Annotated in this window: 17 protein-coding genes and 1 pseudogene; 8 read left to right on the top strand and 10 right to left on the bottom strand. The window is 57.3% G+C overall.

Features of this window, described 5'->3' with window-relative positions:
- Nucleotides 1-70: 70 nt before the first annotated feature.
- Nucleotides 71-730 (top strand): DedA family general envelope maintenance protein YghB, encoded by a 660-nt coding sequence (gene yghB, locus JLG71_RS03680; protein ID WP_004125241.1) that lies wholly within the window; start codon nt 71-73, stop codon nt 728-730.
- A gap of 44 nt (nt 731-774) precedes the next feature.
- On the opposite strand, the gene JLG71_RS03675 is transcribed toward yghB, so the two are convergent.
- Entirely contained in the window at nt 775-1,674 is a 900-nt protein-coding gene (locus JLG71_RS03675) for an AraC family transcriptional regulator (RefSeq protein WP_102803250.1), read from the bottom strand.
- A gap of 196 nt (nt 1,675-1,870) precedes the next feature.
- On the opposite strand from JLG71_RS03675, the gene yqhD reads away from it, so the two are divergent.
- The 3 genes from yqhD to JLG71_RS03660 all read left to right on the top strand — a co-directional run bounded on the left by yqhD (nt 1,871) and on the right by JLG71_RS03660 (nt 4,548).
- The gene (gene yqhD / locus JLG71_RS03670) at nt 1,871-3,034 is read left to right on the top strand and encodes an alcohol dehydrogenase (protein ID WP_032692877.1); all 1,164 of its coding nucleotides are present in this window, start codon (nt 1,871-1,873) and stop codon (nt 3,032-3,034) included.
- 132 nt (nt 3,035-3,166) lie between these two features.
- Nucleotides 3,167-3,994, top strand: coding sequence for a 2,5-didehydrogluconate reductase DkgA (gene dkgA, locus JLG71_RS03665; RefSeq protein ID WP_025105927.1), 828 nt, complete (start codon nt 3,167-3,169; stop codon nt 3,992-3,994).
- A gap of 98 nt (nt 3,995-4,092) precedes the next feature.
- The gene (locus JLG71_RS03660) at nt 4,093-4,548 is read left to right on the top strand and encodes an HIT family protein (protein WP_025105926.1); all 456 of its coding nucleotides are present in this window, start codon (nt 4,093-4,095) and stop codon (nt 4,546-4,548) included.
- Nucleotides 4,549-4,674: 126 nt separating this feature from the next.
- Here the strand turns inward: JLG71_RS03660 and JLG71_RS03655 are convergent.
- The 6 genes and pseudogenes from JLG71_RS03655 to JLG71_RS03630 all read right to left on the bottom strand — a co-directional run.
- Nucleotides 4,675-6,915: pseudogene (locus JLG71_RS03655) on the bottom strand (YgiQ family radical SAM protein); the annotation flags it as partial.
- A 30-nt stretch (nt 6,916-6,945) separates the two neighbouring features.
- Nucleotides 6,946-8,358: a cell division protein FtsP gene (ftsP, locus tag JLG71_RS03650; RefSeq protein WP_004854230.1), complete on the bottom strand. Its 1,413-nt coding sequence runs from the start codon at nt 8,356-8,358 to the stop codon at nt 6,946-6,948.
- Between the two features lie 85 nt (nt 8,359-8,443).
- A complete protein-coding gene (gene plsC, locus JLG71_RS03645; protein ID WP_004125254.1) occupies nt 8,444-9,181 on the bottom strand; it encodes a 1-acylglycerol-3-phosphate O-acyltransferase in 738 nt (245 codons plus the stop codon).
- A 192-nt stretch (nt 9,182-9,373) separates the two neighbouring features.
- On the bottom strand, nt 9,374-11,632 hold the full coding sequence (gene parC / locus JLG71_RS03640; RefSeq protein ID WP_014226868.1) for a DNA topoisomerase IV subunit A: 2,259 nt from the start codon (nt 11,630-11,632) through the stop codon (nt 9,374-9,376).
- A gap of 122 nt (nt 11,633-11,754) precedes the next feature.
- Nucleotides 11,755-12,624 (bottom strand): AraC family transcriptional regulator, encoded by an 870-nt coding sequence (locus JLG71_RS03635; RefSeq protein WP_009651841.1) that lies wholly within the window; start codon nt 12,622-12,624, stop codon nt 11,755-11,757.
- A 77-nt stretch (nt 12,625-12,701) separates the two neighbouring features.
- Nucleotides 12,702-13,109 (bottom strand): YgiW/YdeI family stress tolerance OB fold protein, encoded by a 408-nt coding sequence (locus JLG71_RS03630; RefSeq protein WP_014839568.1) that lies wholly within the window; start codon nt 13,107-13,109, stop codon nt 12,702-12,704.
- A gap of 150 nt (nt 13,110-13,259) precedes the next feature.
- Between JLG71_RS03630 and qseB the strand changes: the two genes are divergently transcribed.
- The 4 genes from qseB (at nt 13,260) to JLG71_RS03610 (ending at nt 16,359) form a co-directional block, all read left to right on the top strand.
- Nucleotides 13,260-13,919, top strand: coding sequence for a quorum sensing response regulator transcription factor QseB (gene qseB, locus JLG71_RS03625; protein WP_014226870.1), 660 nt, complete (start codon nt 13,260-13,262; stop codon nt 13,917-13,919).
- Entirely contained in the window at nt 13,916-15,265 is a 1,350-nt protein-coding gene (gene qseC / locus JLG71_RS03620) for a quorum sensing histidine kinase QseC (protein ID WP_064375100.1), read from the top strand. The genes qseB and qseC overlap by 4 nt, the downstream gene beginning before the upstream one ends.
- Before the next feature lie 106 nt (nt 15,266-15,371).
- Complete coding sequence (locus JLG71_RS03615) at nt 15,372-15,953, top strand: NAD(P)H-dependent oxidoreductase (protein WP_014226872.1); 582 nt, start codon at nt 15,372-15,374, stop codon at nt 15,951-15,953.
- A 91-nt stretch (nt 15,954-16,044) separates the two neighbouring features.
- Nucleotides 16,045-16,359, top strand: coding sequence for a putative quinol monooxygenase (locus JLG71_RS03610; protein ID WP_004125281.1), 315 nt, complete (start codon nt 16,045-16,047; stop codon nt 16,357-16,359).
- Nucleotides 16,360-16,400: 41 nt separating this feature from the next.
- On the opposite strand, the gene parE is transcribed toward JLG71_RS03610, so the two are convergent.
- From parE to cpdA, 3 genes are read right to left on the bottom strand one after another with little or no spacing between them, the layout of a single operon-like run.
- Nucleotides 16,401-18,296: a DNA topoisomerase IV subunit B gene (gene parE / locus JLG71_RS03605; protein WP_004854242.1), complete on the bottom strand. Its 1,896-nt coding sequence runs from the start codon at nt 18,294-18,296 to the stop codon at nt 16,401-16,403.
- A 30-nt stretch (nt 18,297-18,326) separates the two neighbouring features.
- On the bottom strand, nt 18,327-18,902 hold the full coding sequence (gene yqiA, locus JLG71_RS03600) for an esterase YqiA (RefSeq protein ID WP_004854243.1): 576 nt from the start codon (nt 18,900-18,902) through the stop codon (nt 18,327-18,329).
- Complete coding sequence (gene cpdA / locus JLG71_RS03595; RefSeq protein ID WP_004854245.1) at nt 18,902-19,729, bottom strand: 3',5'-cyclic-AMP phosphodiesterase; 828 nt, start codon at nt 19,727-19,729, stop codon at nt 18,902-18,904. Before cpdA ends, yqiA begins: the two co-directional genes overlap by 1 nt.
- Nucleotides 19,730-19,732: the final 3 nt, after the last annotated feature.

Below are 19,732 nucleotides of genomic sequence, written 5' to 3'. Positions count from 1 at the left end.
CGGGATCAAGGTGCCCGAGCCTCTTCAGGAGTACACTAGACAAAAAACACGGTACCACTTAGGAAAGTCCATGGTTGTCATTCAAGAAATTGTCGCCGCGCTGTGGCAGCATGATTTTGCCGCGTTGGCAAACCCCCACGTTGTGGGCGTTGTATATCTGGTCATGTTCGCAACCCTGTTTCTGGAAAACGGTCTGCTGCCCGCCTCATTTTTACCGGGCGATAGCCTGCTGCTGCTCGCCGGGGCGCTCATCGCCAAAGGCGTAATGGACTTTGTACCTACGGTCGCCATTTTAACCGCCGCGGCCAGCCTCGGCTGCTGGCTGAGCTATATCCAGGGGCGCTGGCTGGGTAACACCGTTACGGTTAAGCGCTGGCTTGGGCATCTGCCGCATAAGTACCATCAGCGGGCAACCTGCATGTTTGACAAACACGGCCTGCTGGCGTTGCTGGCCGGGCGTTTCCTGGCGTTTGTTCGCACCCTTCTGCCTACCATGGCGGGCATTTCCGGGCTGCCAAACCGCCGCTTCCAGTTCTTCAACTGGCTGAGCGCGCTGCTGTGGGTTGGCGTAGTCACCGGTCTGGGCTATGCGCTGAGCATGATTCCCTTCGTTAAGCGCCATGAAGATCAGGTTATGACCTGCCTGATGATTCTGCCTATCGCGCTGCTGATCGCCGGGCTGCTCGGTACGGTTATCGTGGTGATTAAAAAGAAATACTGTAACGCCTGATCGTTTACCGGGGCGGCGCGAATTCGCCGCCCTTACATCGTTCGTCACATCCCCTGAATCGTTCTGATACGCGCCGCATCCTCCCCCGGCGTCATGCCGAAATAACGCTTAAACTCGCGGCTGAACTGCGACGCGCTTTCATACCCCACCCGCATCGCCGCCGCGCTGGCCTTCATACCATCGTGGATCATCAGCATGCGCGCTTTATGCAGGCGATAGGTTTTCAGGTATTGCAGCGGGGAGGTGCTGGTGACCGATTTAAAGTTATGGTGGAACGCCGAGACGCTCATATTCGCTTCCGCCGCCAGCTGATCGACGCTGAGGTTCTCTGTGTACTGGCTTTCAATACGCTTCAATACGCGGCTAATCAGGCTGAAGTGGGTCTGACGACTGACCAGCGCCAGCAGCGCCCCCCCGCACGGCCCGGTCAGCACGTGATAGAGAATTTCGCGGATAATCTGTTTGCCAAGAATGCGCGCGTCCAGCGGGCGCTCCATGACATCCAGCAGGCGCTCCGCCGCGCACAATATCTCTTCGGACAGTACCGCAGAGTTGATCCCGCTCGACGCCATGGACGGCTGAAACTGCTCATCTTCCCCGATATCCATCAGCAGTTCTTGCAGCTGAAGAATATCGACGTTCAGCCGAATCCCCGCCAGCGGGACTTCCGGAGTGGCGAAGGTTTCGCATTCAAACGGCAGCGGTACCGTCAGCAGCAGATACTCATTGGTGTCATAGCGAAAGGTACGCTCGTTAATGTAGCCAATTTTATGCCCGGAAAAGAGAAAAACGATCCCCGGCTGATACATAACCGGCGTGCGCGTCCCCGGCTGGGTACCGTACAGCAGGCGAATATCCGGCAGCAGAGCACTAAGAATTTCTTCTTTATCTTTCAGCTGATTAACCTTATGCGTTAATAGCTGGCATATCTCAGCGCGGTTCATTTATCGTGCTTCTCCGAACGTTTTTATACCTTCGCATTGTGCGCACTTCCGGCGAATTTCTCCAGCCCCAAGGAGAAATGGGCAAGACAACGGCAGGAATGTGCATTGAGGGGAACGGCCCGCGGGAACACAATGTCCGTCATCTGGCAGAGGTATTGTCTCTGTTGGCGGTTTTATCTATTTGAGGGCACCAGCCATGAATAATTTCGACCTACATACCCCAACCCGCATTCTGTTCGGTAAAGGCGCGATTGAAAATCTGCGCGATCAAATCCCGGCGGATGCACGCGTGCTTGTCACCTACGGCGGCGGTAGCGTGAAGAAAACCGGCGTGCTTGATCAGGTTCTGAGCGCGCTGAACGGCATTGACGTTCGGGAATTTGGCGGCATCGAGCCAAACCCGTCCTACGAAACGCTGATGAACGCGGTGAAAATCGCGCGTGATGAAAAGATCACTTTCCTGTTGGCGGTGGGCGGCGGCTCCGTTCTCGACGGCACCAAATTCATCGCCGCGGCGGCCCACTATGCGGCCGATAGCGATCCGTGGGAAATCCTCGAAACCTACGGCAGCAAAGTGGCCAGCGCTATCCCGATGGGCTCCGTGCTGACGCTGCCGGCGACCGGTTCCGAATCCAATAAAGGCGCGGTGATCTCGCGTAAAACCACCGGCGACAAACGCGCGTTTATGTCCACCCACGTCCAGCCGGTGTTCGCTATTCTGGATCCGGTTTACACCTACACCCTGCCGCCGCGCCAGGTGGCTAACGGCGTCGTTGACGCATTTGTCCATACCGTTGAGCAGTACGTTACCTATCCGGTCGACGGCAAAATCCAGGACCGCTTTGCCGAAGGTATTCTGCTGACCCTGGTGGAAGACGGCCCGAAAGCGCTGAAAGAGCCGGAAAACTACGACGTTCGCGCCAATATTATGTGGGCGGCCACCCAGGCGCTGAACGGCCTGATTGGCGCAGGCGTGCCGCAGGACTGGGCGACCCATATGCTCGGCCACGAGCTGACCGCCATGCACGGTCTCGATCACGCCCAGACGCTGGCTATCGTTCTGCCGGCCCTGTGGAATGAAAAACGCGATGCTAAACGCGCCAAGCTGCTGCAGTACGGCGCCCGCGTCTGGAACATCACCGAAGGTTCAGAGGAAGAGCGCATTGACGCCGCCATCGCCGCAACGCGTGATTTCTTCGAACAGATGGGCGTCCCGACGCGCCTTTCCGCCTACGGTCTGGATGGCAGCTCCATCCCGGCGCTGCTGGCGAAACTGGAAGAGCACGGCATGACCCAGCTCGGTGAAAATCAGGATATTACGCTGGACGTCAGCCGCCGTATTTACGAGGCTGCGCGCTAATCAACGCCCTCTCCGACGCGTAAACTCGCGCAAAGGAGAGGAGTTTAACTACCGTTTTTAGCTATTTCGTCCAGACTTAATGCTACCCCTCGGCGGAATTTATTCCGCTGAGTTCATTAACAGGAGGAAGGCATGACACATCCAACCGTTATAAAACTACACGACGGCAACCTGATGCCGCAGCTGGGGCTCGGCGTGTGGAAAGCAGGCAACGAGGAAGTCGTCTCCGCCATTCATAAGGCGCTGGAAGTCGGTTATCGCTCGTTTGACACCGCCGCCGTGTACCAGAATGAAACCGGCGTCGGCAATGCGTTAAGCAGCGCAGGCGTCGCCCGCGATGAGCTGTTCGTCACCACGAAACTGTGGAATGACGATCAAAAGCAGCCCAAAGAAGCGCTGCAGGAAAGCCTTAAAAAACTGAAGCTCGACTACGTCGACTTATACCTCATTCACTGGCCGGTTCCGGCAACTAACCATTACGTCGACGCCTGGAAAAGCTTAATTGAGCTGCAGCAGCAGGGGCTGGCAAAAAGCATCGGCGTCTGTAATTTCCAGGTTCATCATCTGCAAAAAATCATCGATGAAACCGGCGTCGCTCCGGTGATAAACCAGATTGAACTTCACCCGCTGATGCAGCAGCGCCAGCTTCACGCCTGGAATGCGACGCATAAGATCCAGACCGAGTCCTGGAGCCCGCTTGCGCAGGGCGGCGAAGGGGTATTCGATCAGAAAATTATTCGTCAACTGGCGGATAAATACGGTAAAACCCCGGCGCAGATCGTTATCCGCTGGCATCTCGACAGCGGCCTGGTGGTGATCCCGAAATCGGTGACGCCATCGCGCATTGCCGAGAATTTTAACGTCTGGGACTTCCGTCTTGATAAAGATGAATTGAGTGAAATCACTAAACTGGACCAGAACAAACGCCTGGGGCCAGACCCGGATCAGTTCGGCGGTTAACCTTTCCTGCTCCGTCGGCTTCCGGCGGAGCATCGCTTTGCTATCCGGCTAAAACCACGTACATTCAGGGTTTATTGCAATCAAATGGATGCGTGCTGATGAGCTGTATTTTCTGCCAAATTGTTGAGGGGAAAGCCCCCTGCCATAAGGTGTGGGAAGATGAACACCACCTCGCCTTTCTCTCTATTTTCCCTAATACCGACGGTTTTACGGTCGTGATCCCGAAGAAGCACTACCCCAGCTATGCGTTTGATATGCCGCCGCAGGCATTGGCCGATCTGGTGCTGGCGACGCAGAAGGTGGCGAAGCTTCTGGATAAAGCCTTTGATGACGTGGGCCGTACGGGGATGTTTTTTGAAGGCTATGGCGTTGACCATGTCCACAGCAAACTCAGCCCGATGCACGGCACCGGCGATATGACCCAATGGCGGCCTATCGAGTCGCGTCAGACTAAGTTTTTTGCGCAATATGAAGGCTATCTCTCTTCCCACGATCATGAGCGGGCGGATGATGAAAAGCTGGCGGCGCTGGCGGCCAGAATCAGAGAGGCATAGCCATAGAATTTGCTTTGCCGTTTGGCAAGCGGTTGACCGGGCCCGGAATTATCAGGCCCGGTCAGCGAAGCGCCAGCGGGCAATGCAGTCAAATTAACGACCGGCGACCTTACCGCGTTTTACGGGCTTCTTCGCCGTTGCCCCGCCGTTCGAGCGCTGGTGCACAATCGGCGTATGCTTGGTCAGCGCCGGACGGGTATGGCGGTTCTGGCGACGCGCTTCGCGCATTTCGTCGATCGTCGGCGCCGGTACCAGGCAATCGCGACGGCTGCCGATCAGGTGCTTTTTACCCATGGTTTCCAGCGCCTGACGGATCAGCGGCCAGTTGGCCGGATCGTGATAGCGCAGCAGCGCCTTGTGCAGGCGGCGCTGTTTGTCACCCTTCGGCACCACCACATCCTCACTCTTATAGCCAATCTTACCCAGCGGGTTCTTGCCGGTGTAATACATGGTGGTCGAGTTCGCCAGCGGCGACGGATAGAAGTTCTGCACCTGATCCAGGCGGAAACGATGCTGTTTAAGCCACAGCGCCAGATTCACCATATCTTCATCCCGCGTGCCGGGGTGGGCGGAAATAAAGTATGGGATCAGATACTGCTCTTTACCGGCCTGCTTCGAATAGGTATCAAACAGCTGCTTAAAGCGATCGTAGCTGCCCATACCCGGCTTCATCATTTTCGACAGCGGTCCCTCTTCCGTATGCTCCGGGGCAATCTTCAGATAGCCGCCAACGTGGTGGGTAGCCAGCTCTTTGATATAGCGCGGGTCTTCAACGGCGATGTCGTAACGTACGCCGGAAGCGATGAGGATCTTTTTGATGCCTTTCAGGTCACGGGCCCGGCGATAGAGATTAATCGTCGGCTCATGGTTAGTGTCCATATGCGGGCAGATATCCGGATAAACGCATGACAGGCGGCGGCAGGTCTGCTCGGCGCGCGGCGACTTGCAGCGCAGCATATACATGTTGGCCGTTGGGCCGCCAAGATCGGAAATAATGCCGGTAAAACCGGGAACCGTGTCGCGAATCGCTTCGATTTCATTAATGATCGAATCTTCGGAACGGCTCTGAATGATACGCCCCTCATGCTCGGTAATTGAGCAGAAGGAACAGCCGCCAAAACAGCCGCGCATAATGTTAATCGAGAAGCGGATCATCTCGTAGGCCGGAATGCGGGCATCGCCGTATGAGGGATGCGGAACGCGCTTATACGGCAGGGCAAACACGCTATCCATCTCTTCGGTGGAGAGCGGGATTGCGGGCGGGTTAACCCAGATATAGCGCTCGCCGTGCTTCTGCATCAGCGCGCGGGCGCAGCCGGGATTGGTTTCATGGTGCAGAATACGCGACGCGTGCGCGTAGAGAACCTTGTCGCCTTTCACCTTCTCAAAGGAAGGCAGCAGGACGTAGGTCTTCTCCCACGGCTTCGGACGCGGGGGCTGCACGGTAACGCGCTTCGCTTCCTGTTTTGGCGGTGCGACGGTTTTGTTATCCGCGCACGGCAAATCTTCACCGTACGGATGCGGAATCGGGTCGATTTTCCCCGGTGTATCCAGACGCGTGGAATCCACTCCGCTCCAGCCCGGCAGCGCCTCTTTCACCATGATGGCGGTGTTGCGTACGTCACGAATTTGCCCGATGGGCTCGCCGGCGGCCAGACGGTGCGCCACTTCCACCAGCGGACGCTCGCCGTTGCCGAACATCAGCATATCGGCTTTGGAGTCCACCAGAACCGAGCGACGCACGGTATCAGACCAGTAGTCGTAGTGCGCGGTACGGCGCAGGCTGGCTTCGATACCGCCGAGGATCACCGGGACATCTTTCCAGGCTTCTTTACAGCGCTGGGTATAGACCAGCGTGGCGCGATCCGGGCGTTTACCGGCAACGTTACCCGCCGTGTAGGCATCGTCATGACGCAGCTTGCGGTCGGCGGTGTAGCGGTTGATCATCGAATCCATGTTGCCGGCGGTGACGCCGAAGAACAGATTCGGTTTACCCAGGCGCATAAAATCGTTTTTATTATTCCAGTCCGGCTGGGAAATAATCCCCACGCGAAATCCCTGCGCTTCCAGCATGCGTCCGCAAATCGCCATGCCGAAGCTCGGGTGATCGACATAGGCATCGCCGGTAACCAGAATGATGTCGCAGCTATCCCAGCCAAGTTGATCCATCTCTTCTCGCGACATCGGCAAGAACGGCGCGGGGCCAAAGCAGGCGGCCCAGTACTGCGGCCAGGAGAAAAGGTCACGATCCGGTTGGATCAGGGATATTGCGCTCATATTGCTTCCGGGGAAATGATAAAAAAATAATCAAAAAGGGCGGCGATTATAAGCCGGAACGATGGAAGAAATGAAGGAGGTTTTTCCAATCCCGGCCGCATGGAACCGGGACAGAATAAATTACGGCGCCGGATTCACCAGAATCTGGCCAATGGAGCCCCGGTCGGCAAGCTCCAGCGTCTGGCTTAAATACTGGAACGGGAAGTGCGGCCAGGAGGGCTGATTGTAATAGACCAACAGTTCAACCTGGCCGTCGATCCAGACGGTATCCTTCCAGCCGCGATCTTCCGGGAACGGCGCGGAGCCGTTGACGTTACGCACCTGGAACATGACGCCTTCAATATGGAACGACTGCGGCCGATCGGCGCGCACAATCCAGCGCTCCCAGGTGCCCTGCTGCGCCGTAATATCGATACGCTGCGGATCCCACAGCTGACCGTTGATCCCCGGATCGTCGCCAAGGGTGATCTCACGGCTGCGAATCGCCGCGCCGGCCAGAATTTCCGTCGGCAGCAAACGCACGGGCAGACTATCGGTCACCAGCGGCAGCAGGCCCGTCGGGCGCAATGTCAGAATCAGCGTGGAGATCAGAATGCTCGACGGCTCGAAGAAGCCGCGAATACGATCGACGATGCTTGCCGCTTCCCCGCAGGTGATCGACACTTCATCGCCGTTGGTCATATCGACCAGAATTTCTCGACGCTCGCCCGGCGCCAGCGACAGCTGCTTCAGCGAAACCGGCGCGGGCAGGAGCCCCTGGTCACCGGAAATCACGTGCAGCAATCGGCCATCGCTCATCTGCAGCTGATAGCGACGGGAGTTGGACGCATTCAGCAGGCGCAGGCGCACCCAGCCGCGCGACACCTCAACGAAAGGCCCCTGTACGCCGTTCACCAGCAGCGTATCGCCCACGAAACCACCGCTACCGGGCTCGCTGTATTCAGGCGTACCGAAGTTATCCAGACGCTTGTCCTGAATAATCACCGGAAAATCATCCACGCCGTAGTGATTGGGGATCGGCAGATTCTTACTGACATCATCTTCCACCAGCCACATGCCGGCCAGGCCGTTATAGACCTGTTTTGCCATATGGTTTGGGGTATTGGCCTGATACCACAGGGTCGCCGCGCTTTGGCGGATTGGCAATACCGGCGCCCAGTCGGCGTTAGCGGACATCATGCGCGCGGCGCCGCCGATCAGCGGACCGGGTACCTGCAGACCACGGATGGTCATCGCCACGTTTTCCGTCAGGCGGTTGCTGTAGATCAGCTTGACATCGTCGCCGTTCCAGACGCGAATGGTTGGCCCCATATAGCGACCGTTAATCCCCCACACCGAGGCGCGGGTACCAGGCGTAAACGACCAGTGCGCGCGCTGTAGCGTCAAGAATAGCGGCTGCCCGCGGCGGGACTCCAGCAGAGGGGGGATCGGCAGCGCAGGCTGCTGGCCAGCGGCCTGTGCCTTCAGCGGCGCGGCGCCCGCGCACAGCGCTACGCCTGAAGCCTTAATGAACTGACGCCGACTGAGTGACATATTAACTCCATGAAATACTGACTAATTAATAAGGGAATTCGTTTCCCGCCAGCAATCCGCGCGCTGTTTGCGCGCGTTTCCTGTGTTATTTCTTTGCGGCCGCTTCGCGTTCGGCAACTTCTTTATCCAGCTCAGCGATTTTCGCGGACATCAGCTCGCGGCAGTGCGTCGCCAGCGCGCGAACGCCCTCTTTTCCATACTGGCTGGTATCTACCGGCGGCAGCATTTCTACAATCACCAGACCGTTATTCAGGCGATTGAGATTAATTTTATTCGATGTATTAGACACGCACACCGGAATAATTGGCACGCCAGCCGCGACAGCGGCATGAAAAGCGCCGGTTTTAAAAGGCAGCAAACCGCGGCCGCGGCTGCGGGTCCCTTCCGGAAACATCCAAAAAGAGATATTGCGCTTTTTAAATGCGTTCACGACTTCGGCAATAGTGCCATGCGCCTTTGCCCGGTTATTGCGATCGATCAGCAGGTTCCCCGTGAGCCAGTAGAGCTGGCCGAAAAAGGGGATCCACGCCAGGCTCTTTTTACCCACGGTCACGGTCGGCGGCTGCACGATATTTGATGCCGTCACCATATCATAGTTATTCTGGTGGTTAGCGATATAGATGGCGTTGCCGTAGCTTTCCGCGTCGGCTGGCTTGCGCAGCTCGACTTTCAGGCCGAAGACCGGCGACAGTTTGCCAAACAGGTGGCCGAAGGTGGCGACGTGCTTAGGGTTACGCGGGCTGAACAGACAATAAATACAGCCGAAGATGCAGACCAGAATACAATAGATGACAACGATAATTAGTCGAAAAATAAATAGCATAGCTACCTCTGAAACCCAAACCGCTTAGAATTATACTCGCTGTTTCGCAGATTGCAGGCATCGGGCATCATTGCAAAGCGCGTTGCGCATCTCGAATGACGCTGGCGGATATTGTTCATCGCAATGCCTGAATAAACAACGATTTTGCGGTAAATATTAACCTCCCCCGCCGAACCGCGGGGGAGGATGCTCCTACTCTTCGCTATCGCCCGCGGAGGCGCGACGCGGTGAATCAATCTCCACCCGGTCAATTTTCTGTAATCCGCGCATCAGAGAGCCGCGGCGGCCGCGCTCGCCGGTGACTTTTTGCAGCTCTTCCGGACGTAGTTTGATTTTCCGTTTGCCGACGTGAATCGTCAGCGTACTTTGCGGCGGCAGAACGAACAGGTGCGCCAGGCCATCCTGGCCCGCAGCCGCTTCCGCCGACGGAATACTGATGATCTTGTTGCCTTTGCCTTTCGACAGCTGCGGCAGGTCGCTCACCGGGAACATCAGCATGCGGCCGGCTGCGGTAATGGCCAGCAGCATATCGGACTCATCCTCAATCACCAGCGGCGGCATTACGTGCGCGTTATCCGGAAGGCTAATCAACGTCTTACCGGCACGATTGCGCGCGACCAGATCGTTGAAAGTACAAATAAACCCGTAGCCTGCGTCGGAAGCCAGCAGCAGTTTTTGGTCATCGGCCTCCATCAGCATATGTTCTACCGTCGCCCCCGGCGGCAGCGTCAGCTTACCGGTGAGCGGCTCGCCCTGTCCGCGTGCGGACGGCAGGGTGATCGGGTCAATCGCGTAGCTACGCCCGGTGGTGTCAATAAAGACCACCGGCTGATTGCTCTTCCCTTTCACTGCGGCTTTAAAACTGTCGCCCGCTTTATAGTTCAGCCCCGGCGCGTCGATATCGTGGCCTTTGGCGCTGCGCACCCAGCCGCTCTGCGACAGAACGATGGTGACCGGCTCGGACGGCAGCATATCGTGCTCGCTCATCGCTTTCGCTTCTTCACGCTCGCGCAGCGGTGAACGGCGATCGTCGCCAAAGGCGTCGGCGTCGGCCTGCAGCTCTTTCTTCAGCAGGTTATTCATTTTGCGTTCAGAAGCCAGAATGGCCTGCAGATGGTCGCGCTCTTTTTCCAGCTCGTTCTGCTCACCGCGAATCTTCATCTCTTCCAGCCGGGCGAGATGACGCAGTTTTAACTCCAGAATCGCTTCCGCCTGAGTTTCGCTGATGCCAAAGCGCGACATCAGGGCCGGCTTAGGCTCATCTTCGTGACGGATAATTTCGATAACTTCATCGATATTCAGAAACGCCACCAGCAAACCTTCCAGGATATGCAGGCGCTTAAGGACTTTTTCCAGACGGTAGCTGAGACGACGGCGCACGGTATCGCGGCGGAAAGTCAGCCATTCCGAGAGGATTTCCAGCAGATTTTTTACCGCCGGACGGTTATCGAGCCCGATCATATTCAGGTTGATACGATAGCTCTTTTCCAGATCGGTCGTCGCGAACAGGTGGTTCATCACCTGCTCCATATCCACGCGGTTAGAGCGCGGGACGATCACCAGGCGAGTCGGGTTTTCGTGATCCGATTCGTCGCGCAGGTCATCCACCATCGGCAGCTTTTTGTTGCGCATCTGGGCGGCGATCTGCTCGAGCACGCGGGCGCCGGAAACCTGATGCGGCAGCGCGCTGATCACCACCGCGCCGTCTTCTTTCGCCCACACCGCGCGCATCCGCACCGAACCGCGGCCATTCTGGTAGATTTTGCGGATCTCGGCGCGGGGGGTGATGATTTCCGCTTCGGTCGGGTAATCCGGCCCCTGTACGATATCCAGCAGATCGTCCAGCGAGGTCTGCGGTTTTTCAATCAGGGTAATGGCCGCCTGAGCGACTTCACGCAGGTTGTGCGGCGGAATATCCGTCGCCATGCCGACGGCAATGCCGGTAGTGCCGTTGAGCAGAATATTAGGCAAGCGCGCAGGCAGCATCTTCGGCTCCTGCAAAGTGCCGTCGAAGTTCGGTACCCAGTCAACGGTGCCCTGCCCCAGTTCGCTCAGCAGCAGTTCAGCATACTTCGACAAACGGGATTCGGTATAACGCATCGCGGCGAAGGATTTAGGATCGTCCGGTGCCCCCCAGTTCCCCTGACCGTCAACAAGCGGATAGCGGTAAGAGAAGGGTTGCGCCATCAGCACCATGGCTTCATAGCAGGCGCTATCGCCGTGCGGATGGTATTTACCCAGCACGTCGCCGACGGTGCGGGCGGACTTTTTGAACTTGGCGCTGGCGTTGAGACCCAGCTCAGACATCGCATAGACGATGCGACGCTGGACCGGCTTCAGGCCATCGCCAATAAACGGCAGCGCCCTGTCCATGATGACGTACATGGAGTAGTTCAGGTAGGCGTTTTCCGTAAATTCATGCAGCGCAAGGCGCTCTGCCATATCGCTCATTAATCGTGAATCCTCAATCTGCGTACCGGCCGTTCGGACGGCAAAACTACCGGCGATAATACCCTATCTGACGCCCTGAGTCACAGGGCGTTAGGCTGGTTGAGGAATTCAGTGGACATCCTTCATTTCAGCGGAAGATAAACGTCCGTCTGCAGCTCATGCTCACCGACTTCATGCACGAAAGTGAGGTAGCGAAAGAAAACAGGGAAATCGCGCAGCGACTCTCCCGATGCGGGCAGCCAGTCGCGATAAAGAAACCAGATGCTCTGCGCGAGCGTGTCCAGAGAGCCGTGATGACGCACCACTGCGCAACGTCCGCCGGGGATCTCGCCATTCACCACGCCGAAGCTGTTTTCCGGCACCGGCTGGCTGACCGTACCGCCAATATCGAAACGAAAATCGTCAGCCGGGGTGGCCGCGGGGTCGTCCCAGGAGATTCCCCAGGTTGCGCAGCTGGCGACCGGGGACAGACCGCTCACCTTGCGCCAGGCGATAAACTTCGCGGCGGTCTCATTGACTAAATCAGGGTTGCCGCGATGCCGCAGCCTCGCGATCTGAGTGGTAGGTAGCTGGATTATTTTAACATCCATCGGGTGTTGCTCCTGTAGCGTATGTTTCGGCACACGTCGATGCCATTCCAGCCAGTCCGGCTGTTGACGGAACTGGCTGGGGCTTTGCGCGAAAGCGCTGCGGAAGGCACGACTGAACGACTCAGGATTCTGGAACCCCGCATCAAGGGCAATATCGATAATCTTTTCCTGTGGATTAAACGCCAGTCGCCAACAGGCGCGACGCAGACGTAGCCACTGGATATAGCGATAGAGCGGTACCCCGCTATAGGCGCTGAATTGCCGGTGAAAATGATACGGCGAGCTGTGGGCTATCGCACTAAGCGTCTCCAGCGACAGCGGCGTGTCCAGATGGCGTTCAATGTACAAGCACACTTGCTGAAAACGCCCGGCAAAGGCCGGGCTTACCTGAGTATCGTTCATCGCATCCTCCCGGAAACATACTCTGACAGAGCGAGGAGTGCGGTTCCTGACCGATCTTGCTTAAGATGATAAGAAAATTATGGCGTGATTTTACGAATCTGCTTTACGTCGATTTCCACTGAGTTCCAGTCTTTATCCACTTCACCCTGAATCTCTACCGTATCCTGCGGGGTCACGGTCACGCCGTTCCAGCGCTTGTGATCGATATCGACGTTCACGGTGCCGGAGCTGTCCTGGAATTTATACAGGTCGTCGGAAATACGCTCCACGATTTTACCGCGCAGGGTCACCCAGGTATCGTCACGCAGGCTTTTCGCATTCGCAACCGTCGTTACGCTCCCGTTCGGGCCAATGAACCCGCCGTTTTGCGTGGTCGTCTGGCTGGTTTGCGTCGAGCCGGGTCCGGAAAATCCGCCCTGCCCGGCGGCCAGTACCGGCATGGAAACTAAGGCGATGATAGCGGTCATTGCGGCGATTTTCTTCATGATGTGTTCTCCCTTTGTGTTTATATCGTCACCATTACACCGGGCAAAACTTAACGACTTCTTAAGCGGAAAAAATAAATTTTATTCCTGTACAGCGCGCGCCGCAACGCGCTTTACTGCGGGAATATCCGAGGGACACAGGAGCAGAAAATGCGCATTTTACTGGTGGAAGACGACAAACTGATCGGTGACGGCCTCAAAACCGGACTGACCAAGCTGGGCTTCAGCGTCGACTGGTTTACCCGCGGCGAAGAGGGCAAAGCCGCGCTGTACCACGCCCCTTACGACGCCATTATTCTGGACCTGACCCTGCCCGGCATCGATGGGCTGGATATTCTGCGCGAATGGCGCGACAAAGGCCGCCACGAACCGGTACTGATCCTCACCGCCCGCGACGCGCTCAGCCAGCGCGTTGAAGGGTTACGTCTCGGCGCCGATGACTACCTCTGCAAACCTTTCGCACTGGTTGAAGTCGCCGCGCGTCTGGAAGCGCTGATGCGTCGCGCCCACGGCCACAGCAGCAGCGAGCTGCGGCACGGCAATGTTGTTCTCGATCCAGGCCGACTCACGACCACGCTAAACGGCGAGAGCCTGCCGCTCAAGCCAAAGGAGTTTGCTCTGCTGGAACTCCTGATGCGCAACGCCGGACGCGTGCTGCCGCGTAAGCTGATTGAGGAAAAGCTCTATAGCTGGGATGACGATGTCTCCAGTAACGCGGTAGAAGTACACGTCCATCATCTGCGCCGTAAGCTCGGCAGCGGCTTCATTCGCACCGTGCACGGCATCGGTTATACCCTGGGGGATGCATGAAACGACTGGGTAGACTGAGCCTGCGCGTCCGCCTGACGCTGCTTTTTCTGCTGCTGACCAGCGCCGCCTGGGGCATTGCCAGCCTTGTGGCCTGGCAACAAACCGCCGACAAACTGGATAAACTGTTCGATACCCAGCAGCTGCTGTTCGCCCGCCGCCTGAGCGCGATGAATGTTGACGAACTCCATACCCTCGCTCCGCAGGTACGGGAGCAGAAAAAGGTCAAACATGGCCATCTCGATGACGATGCGCTGGCTTTCGCTATCTTTACCGCCGATGGCAAAATGGTGCTTAACGATGGCGAAAATGGCCAGGATATCCCGTGGGGTAACCATCGGGAGGGGTTCAGCGATGGCTACCTGCGCGGCGACGATGACGAGTGGCGCTTCCTGTGGCTTACCACCCGCGACGGTCGCCATCGTATCGCCGTCGGTCAGGAGTGGGATTACCGCCGCGAGATGGCGCTGGATATCGTCACCTCCCAGCTTACGCCCTGGCTGGTTGCGCTGCCGCTGATGTTTTTGCTGCTCATCGTGCTGTTGAGCCGGGAGCTGGCGCCGCTGAAAAAGCTGGCCACCACGCTGCGCGCCCGGGCGCCGGACTCCGCCGAAACGCTAAATAGCGAGAACGTGCCCAGCGAAGTTCGCCCGCTGGTCGACGCGCTAAATCAGCTCTTTACCCGGACGCATGACACCATGATCCGCGAGCGTCGCTTCACGTCCGATGCCGCCCACGAGCTGCGCAGCCCGCTGGCGGCGCTGAAGGTGCAGACCGAAGTGGCTCAGCTCTCAACGGACGATCCGCAAGGGCTGGATAAAGCGCTGGCGCAGCTTCACCAGGGAATCGATCGCGCCACTCGCCTGGTCGACCAGCTGCTCACCCTGTCGCGTCTGGATTCGCTGGCGCAGCTGGACGATCTCCAGACTATCGCCCTTGATGAACTGCTGCAGTCGGCGGTCATGGAGATGTACCACCCCGCCCAGCAGGCCGGCGTTGAGCTACGCCTGCACCTGAACGCGAAAAACATCACGCGCACCGGCCAGCCGCTGCTGCTGAGCCTGCTGGTGCGCAATCTTCTGGATAACGCCGTGCGCTATAGCGCCGCCGGGCGCCAGGTCGACATCATCCTTGATGCGGGTGAATTTCGCGTACGCGACAACGGCCCGGGCATCAGCGCCGAGGCCCTGACGCGCATCGGCGAGCGCTTTTATCGCCCTCCCGGCCAGGAACAGCCCGGCAGCGGCCTTGGGCTCTCCATCGTCAAACGCATCGCCGCGCTGCACGGGATGACGGCCAGCTTCGACAACGCCCGGGACGGCGGATTCGAGGCGCGCATTCGCTGGTAGCGGCATTATTGCTAAAAAAGCAAAAGACTTTGCACATTTTGCTCATTTTACCGCTTTGCCCGGCGGGGTAAAATTAGCCTCAAAATTGAAAAGTTGAGGATAAAAAATGAGCAACATCCTGATTATTAACGGTGCGAAAAAATTCGCCCACTCTAACGGCCAGCTGAACGACACCCTGACCGAGGTCGCGGATGGTTATCTGCGCGACGCCGGGCATGATGTTAAGGTCGTCCGCGCCGAGAGCGACTACGACATCAAAGAAGAAGTGCAGAATTTTCTCTGGGCAGACGTGGTTATCTGGCAGATGCCGGGCTGGTGGATGGGCGCACCGTGGACGGTGAAAAAATACATTGATGATGTCTTTACCGAAGGTCACGGCGCGCTGTATGCCAGCGATGGCCGCACCCGCTCCGACGCCAGTAAGAAATATGGTTCCGGCGGCCTGATTCAGGGGAAAAAATATATGCTGTCCCTGACCTGGAACGCGCCGATGGAAGCGTTCACCGAGAAAGATCAGTTCTTCCACGGCGTTGGCGTCGACGGGGTATACCTGCCATTCCATAAGGCCAACCAGTTCCTTGGGATGAGCGCCCTGCCCACCTTCATCGCCAACGATGTGATCAAAATGCCCGATGTTCCGCGTTATACGGCAGAATATCGCAAGCATCTGGCGGAAATTTTTGGTTAACTGTAGTGAGTTATGAAAAGACGACAAGCGCGGCTCATTTTAGCGGCGGCTTGAAGTATGATGAGAATATACAGAAGGAGTTGAGTTAACCATGTTGACAGTGATCGCTGAAATTCGCACTCGTCCGGGCCAACACCATCGTCAGGCGGTGCTGGATCAGTTCGCAAAAATTACCCCGACCGTTCTCCAGGAAGAAGGCTGCCACGGCTATGCGCCGCTGGTGGATCACGCCGCTGGCGTCAGTTTTCAGACTACTTCACCGGATTCCATCGTGATGGTCGAGCAGTGGGAAAGCGTCGCGCATCTTGAAGCGCACCTGCAGACGCCGCACATGAAAGCCTACGGCGAAGCCGTGAAAGGCGACGTGCTGGAAATGAATATTCGTATTCTTGAAGCGGGTATTTAAGCAAGCAAACGACATCGGCCGGTTTCCCGGCCGATTTTTTATTATCCGTCCAGCTCCGCCAGATCGCCCTTCTCCTGCAGCCAGTTACGCCGATCTTCAGAACGCTTCTTCGCTAACAGCATATCCATCATGGCGGTCGTCTGCTGCTCGTCTTCATCGTTGATAATCAGCTGTACCAGACGGCGGGTATTCGGATCCAGCGTGGTCTCGCGCAGCTGCATCGGGTTCATCTCGCCCAGCCCTTTAAAGCGCTGCACGTTCGGCTTGCCTTTCTTGCGCTTAAGCTGCTCCAGCACGCCGGTTTTCTCTTCTTCTGTAAGCGCGTAATACACCTCTTTGCCGAGGTCGATACGGTACAGGGGCGGCAGCGCCACGTAGACGTGACCCTGCTTAACCAGCGTGCGGAAGTGCCTGACAAACAGCGCGCACAGCAGCGTCGCGATGTGCAGGCCGTCGGAGTCGGCATCCGCCAGAATACAAATCTTGCCGTAGCGCAGCTGGCTCAGGTCGTCGCTATCCGGGTCGATACCGATGGCGACGGAAATATCATGCACTTCCTGGGAAGCCAGCACCTCATCGGAAGAGACTTCCCAGGTGTTCAGGATTTTACCTTTCAGCGGCATGATCGCCTGATACTCGCGATCGCGCGCCTGCTTGGCCGATCCGCCCGCCGAATCCCCTTCCACAAGGAACAGTTCGGTTCGGTTCAAATCCTGGGCGGTACAGTCCGCCAGCTTGCCGGGCAGCGCCGGACCGCTGGTCAGCTTTTTACGCACCACTTTCTTCGCCGCGCGCAGGCGACGCTGGGCGCTGGAGATCGCCATTTCCGCCAGCAGCTCTGCCGACTGAACGTTCTGGTTCAGCCACAGGCTGAAGGCATCTTTGACCACCCCGGAAACAAACGCGGCGCACTGACGTGAAGAGAGGCGCTCTTTCGTTTGCCCGGCAAACTGCGGGTCCTGCATCTTCACGGACAGGACGTAGGCGCAGCGCTCCCAGATATCTTCCGCCGACAGCTTTACGCCGCGCGGCAGAATATTGCGGTATTCGCAGAACTCGCGCATGGCGTCCAGCAGCCCCTGGCGCAGGCCGTTAACGTGGGTACCGCCCTGCATCGTCGGGATCAGGTTGACGTAGCTTTCGGTCAGCAGTTCACCGCCTTCCGGCAGCCACAGCAGCGCCCAGTCAACCGCTTCGGTATCGCCGGAGAAGGTGCCGACGAACGGTTTTTCCGGCAGCAGCGGCAGGCCGTTAACCGCTTCGCTAAGATAGTCGGTCAGACCATCGGCGTAGCACCAGCGCTGTTCGCTGTCGTTAACCAGATCGCGGAAAACAATCTCTACGCCCGGGCAGAGAACGGCCTTGGCCTTTAATAAATGAGAAAGGCGCGAGACGGAAAAACGCGGGCTATCGAAAAAGCTTTCGTCCGGCCAGAAGTGCACGCTGGTACCGGTATTGCGCTTACCGCAGGTACCCGTCACGTGGAGATCTTCTACTTTATCGCCGTTTTCAAACGCGATGCTGTAGACCTGGCCGTCGCGGCGCACGTTCACCTCAACGCGTTTCGATAAGGCGTTGACCACCGAAATCCCTACGCCGTGCAGGCCGCCGGAGAACTGGTAGTTCTTATTGGAGAACTTCCCCCCGGCGTGCAGGCGGCAAAGAATCAGTTCAACTGCCGGAACCCCCTCTTCAGGGTGGATATCCACCGGCATTCCGCGTCCATCGTCGATAACTTCCAACGACTGATCGGCATGGAGAATCACCTCCACGCGTTTCGCGTGACCGGCCAGGGCCTCATCCACGCTGTTATCAATAACTTCCTGACCAAGATGGTTTGGACGTGTGGTATCAGTGTACATTCCCGGACGGCGGCGAACCGGCTCTAGCCCGGTGAGTACCTCAATGGCATCAGCGTTATATGAAGATTGCGTCATGGTGTGTATTCGTAGGTCGTTCCGAACCGCTCAGCGCAGGCCCAGAAAATCGATAATCTGAGTGAAATGATCTTCAAAGCCAACAAATGCGTGATTACCGCCCTCCTCTACCGTTTGTCGGCAGGAGGCGAAATAATCCACGGCCTGGCGGTAATCAAGCACTTCATCACCCGTTTGCTGCAATAACCAGATTAAATCCGGCGCTTCCAGCGGGTCAATTTGCATGACCTTGAGATCGTAAATATGGCGAGACTCTAGCACATATTGCTGCCCCGTGTATGGATTCTCATTGGGGCCAAGGAAATTGTTCAACAGCTCAAACGGGCGCACCGCGGGGTTCACTACCACGGCGGGCAGCATAAAGCACTGCGATAGCCAGGTCGCGTAATATCCCCCCAGCGACGACCCGACAACGCCCAGCGGTTCACCGCCATGCTCCAGCACGATAGACTCCAGATGCTCAGCCGCCTGCGCGGGATAAACCGGGAGCTCCGGTATCACCATCGAGATGTCAGGATAGGTCTGCGCCAGCCACGCTTTCAGCGCAGTCGCTTTTGCCGACCGAGGCGAGCTGTTAAAACCATGCAGATAGAGAAGCGTAGACATCAGTATCCTTCTGAAGCGATATCCGGGTGAAATTTCACGCCTTCGAGGCGGCAAACTTCAGTGGTCAATGTGCCGTCAGGATGCAGTTCCAGCCAGCGCCAGCCTGGGGAGACGGTATCGAGCGTGAAGTTCGCGCAGTGCGGCTTAAACTGCACGCAGGTGGATGGCGTGGCCATCATGCGCCGTCCGTTCCAGTCAAGGTCCAGCTCCTGGTGAATATGGCCGCAGAGCAGATGCTTAACGCGAGGAAAAGCGGCCAGCGCGCAATCAAGCGCCCCGGCATTGCGCAGGCTATGCTGATCCAGCCAGCTACAGCCTGACGGCATGGGATGATGGTGCAACAGCAGCAGCGTATAGCGCTGCGGAACTTCGGTCAGCTTCTGCTCAAGCCATTCCAGCTGGAAATCGCTCAGCTCGCCGTGCGGCACGCCGAACACCTGGCTATCCATCAGCAATACTTGCCAGTGGTCGCCCAGCAATACGCGTTTAGCGGGAGAGATGCCGGATTCCTGCAGCGTGCTGTACATTGCCGGTTGAAAATCATGATTACCCGGTAGCCAGACGCAGGGTGCAGTAAAACTCGCGATGCCTTCAGCAAAATGCTGGTAGGCCGCGGCAGAGTGATCTTGCGCCAAATCGCCTGTAGCAACGATCAGGTCGCACTCTCGCTGTGAGGCGTGGATCGCATCCAGTACGGCCTGATAGCTTTCCCAGGTATTGATACCTAACAGCGTTTCATGTTTTTCAGCAAACAGGTGAGTATCGGTAATTTGTAATATCCTGACTCTGGCCTCACCAGCCAAAGGTAGGTTTAACAGGCTTTCCAAATG

Origin of the sequence: Klebsiella michiganensis, from assembly GCF_015139575.1 — a bacterium.
GTDB classification, from domain to species: domain Bacteria; phylum Pseudomonadota; class Gammaproteobacteria; order Enterobacterales; family Enterobacteriaceae; genus Klebsiella; species Klebsiella michiganensis.
Note: the sequence above shows the minus strand (reverse complement) of the source record. Positions and strands in the feature narration are given on the sequence as shown.

What these genes read in the sequence shown, in the direction of transcription:
- yghB (WP_004125241.1), top strand. Translation starts at nt 71, where the DNA reads ATGGTTGTCATTCAAGAAATTGTCGCCGCGCTGTGGCAGCATGATTTT.
- JLG71_RS03675 (WP_102803250.1), bottom strand. Translation starts at nt 1,674, where the DNA reads ATGAACCGCGCTGAGATATGCCAGCTATTAACGCATAAGGTTAATCAG.
- yqhD (WP_032692877.1), top strand. Translation starts at nt 1,871, where the DNA reads ATGAATAATTTCGACCTACATACCCCAACCCGCATTCTGTTCGGTAAA.
- dkgA (WP_025105927.1), top strand. Translation starts at nt 3,167, where the DNA reads ATGACACATCCAACCGTTATAAAACTACACGACGGCAACCTGATGCCG.
- JLG71_RS03660 (WP_025105926.1), top strand. Translation starts at nt 4,093, where the DNA reads ATGAGCTGTATTTTCTGCCAAATTGTTGAGGGGAAAGCCCCCTGCCAT.
- ftsP (WP_004854230.1), bottom strand. Translation starts at nt 8,358, where the DNA reads ATGTCACTCAGTCGGCGTCAGTTCATTAAGGCTTCAGGCGTAGCGCTG.
- plsC (WP_004125254.1), bottom strand. Translation starts at nt 9,181, where the DNA reads ATGCTATTTATTTTTCGACTAATTATCGTTGTCATCTATTGTATTCTG.
- parC (WP_014226868.1), bottom strand. Translation starts at nt 11,632, where the DNA reads ATGAGCGATATGGCAGAGCGCCTTGCGCTGCATGAATTTACGGAAAAC.
- JLG71_RS03635 (WP_009651841.1), bottom strand. Translation starts at nt 12,624, where the DNA reads ATGAACGATACTCAGGTAAGCCCGGCCTTTGCCGGGCGTTTTCAGCAA.
- JLG71_RS03630 (WP_014839568.1), bottom strand. Translation starts at nt 13,109, where the DNA reads ATGAAGAAAATCGCCGCAATGACCGCTATCATCGCCTTAGTTTCCATG.
- qseB (WP_014226870.1), top strand. Translation starts at nt 13,260, where the DNA reads ATGCGCATTTTACTGGTGGAAGACGACAAACTGATCGGTGACGGCCTC.
- qseC (WP_064375100.1), top strand. Translation starts at nt 13,916, where the DNA reads ATGAAACGACTGGGTAGACTGAGCCTGCGCGTCCGCCTGACGCTGCTT.
- JLG71_RS03615 (WP_014226872.1), top strand. Translation starts at nt 15,372, where the DNA reads ATGAGCAACATCCTGATTATTAACGGTGCGAAAAAATTCGCCCACTCT.
- JLG71_RS03610 (WP_004125281.1), top strand. Translation starts at nt 16,045, where the DNA reads ATGTTGACAGTGATCGCTGAAATTCGCACTCGTCCGGGCCAACACCAT.
- parE (WP_004854242.1), bottom strand. Translation starts at nt 18,296, where the DNA reads ATGACGCAATCTTCATATAACGCTGATGCCATTGAGGTACTCACCGGG.
- yqiA (WP_004854243.1), bottom strand. Translation starts at nt 18,902, where the DNA reads ATGTCTACGCTTCTCTATCTGCATGGTTTTAACAGCTCGCCTCGGTCG.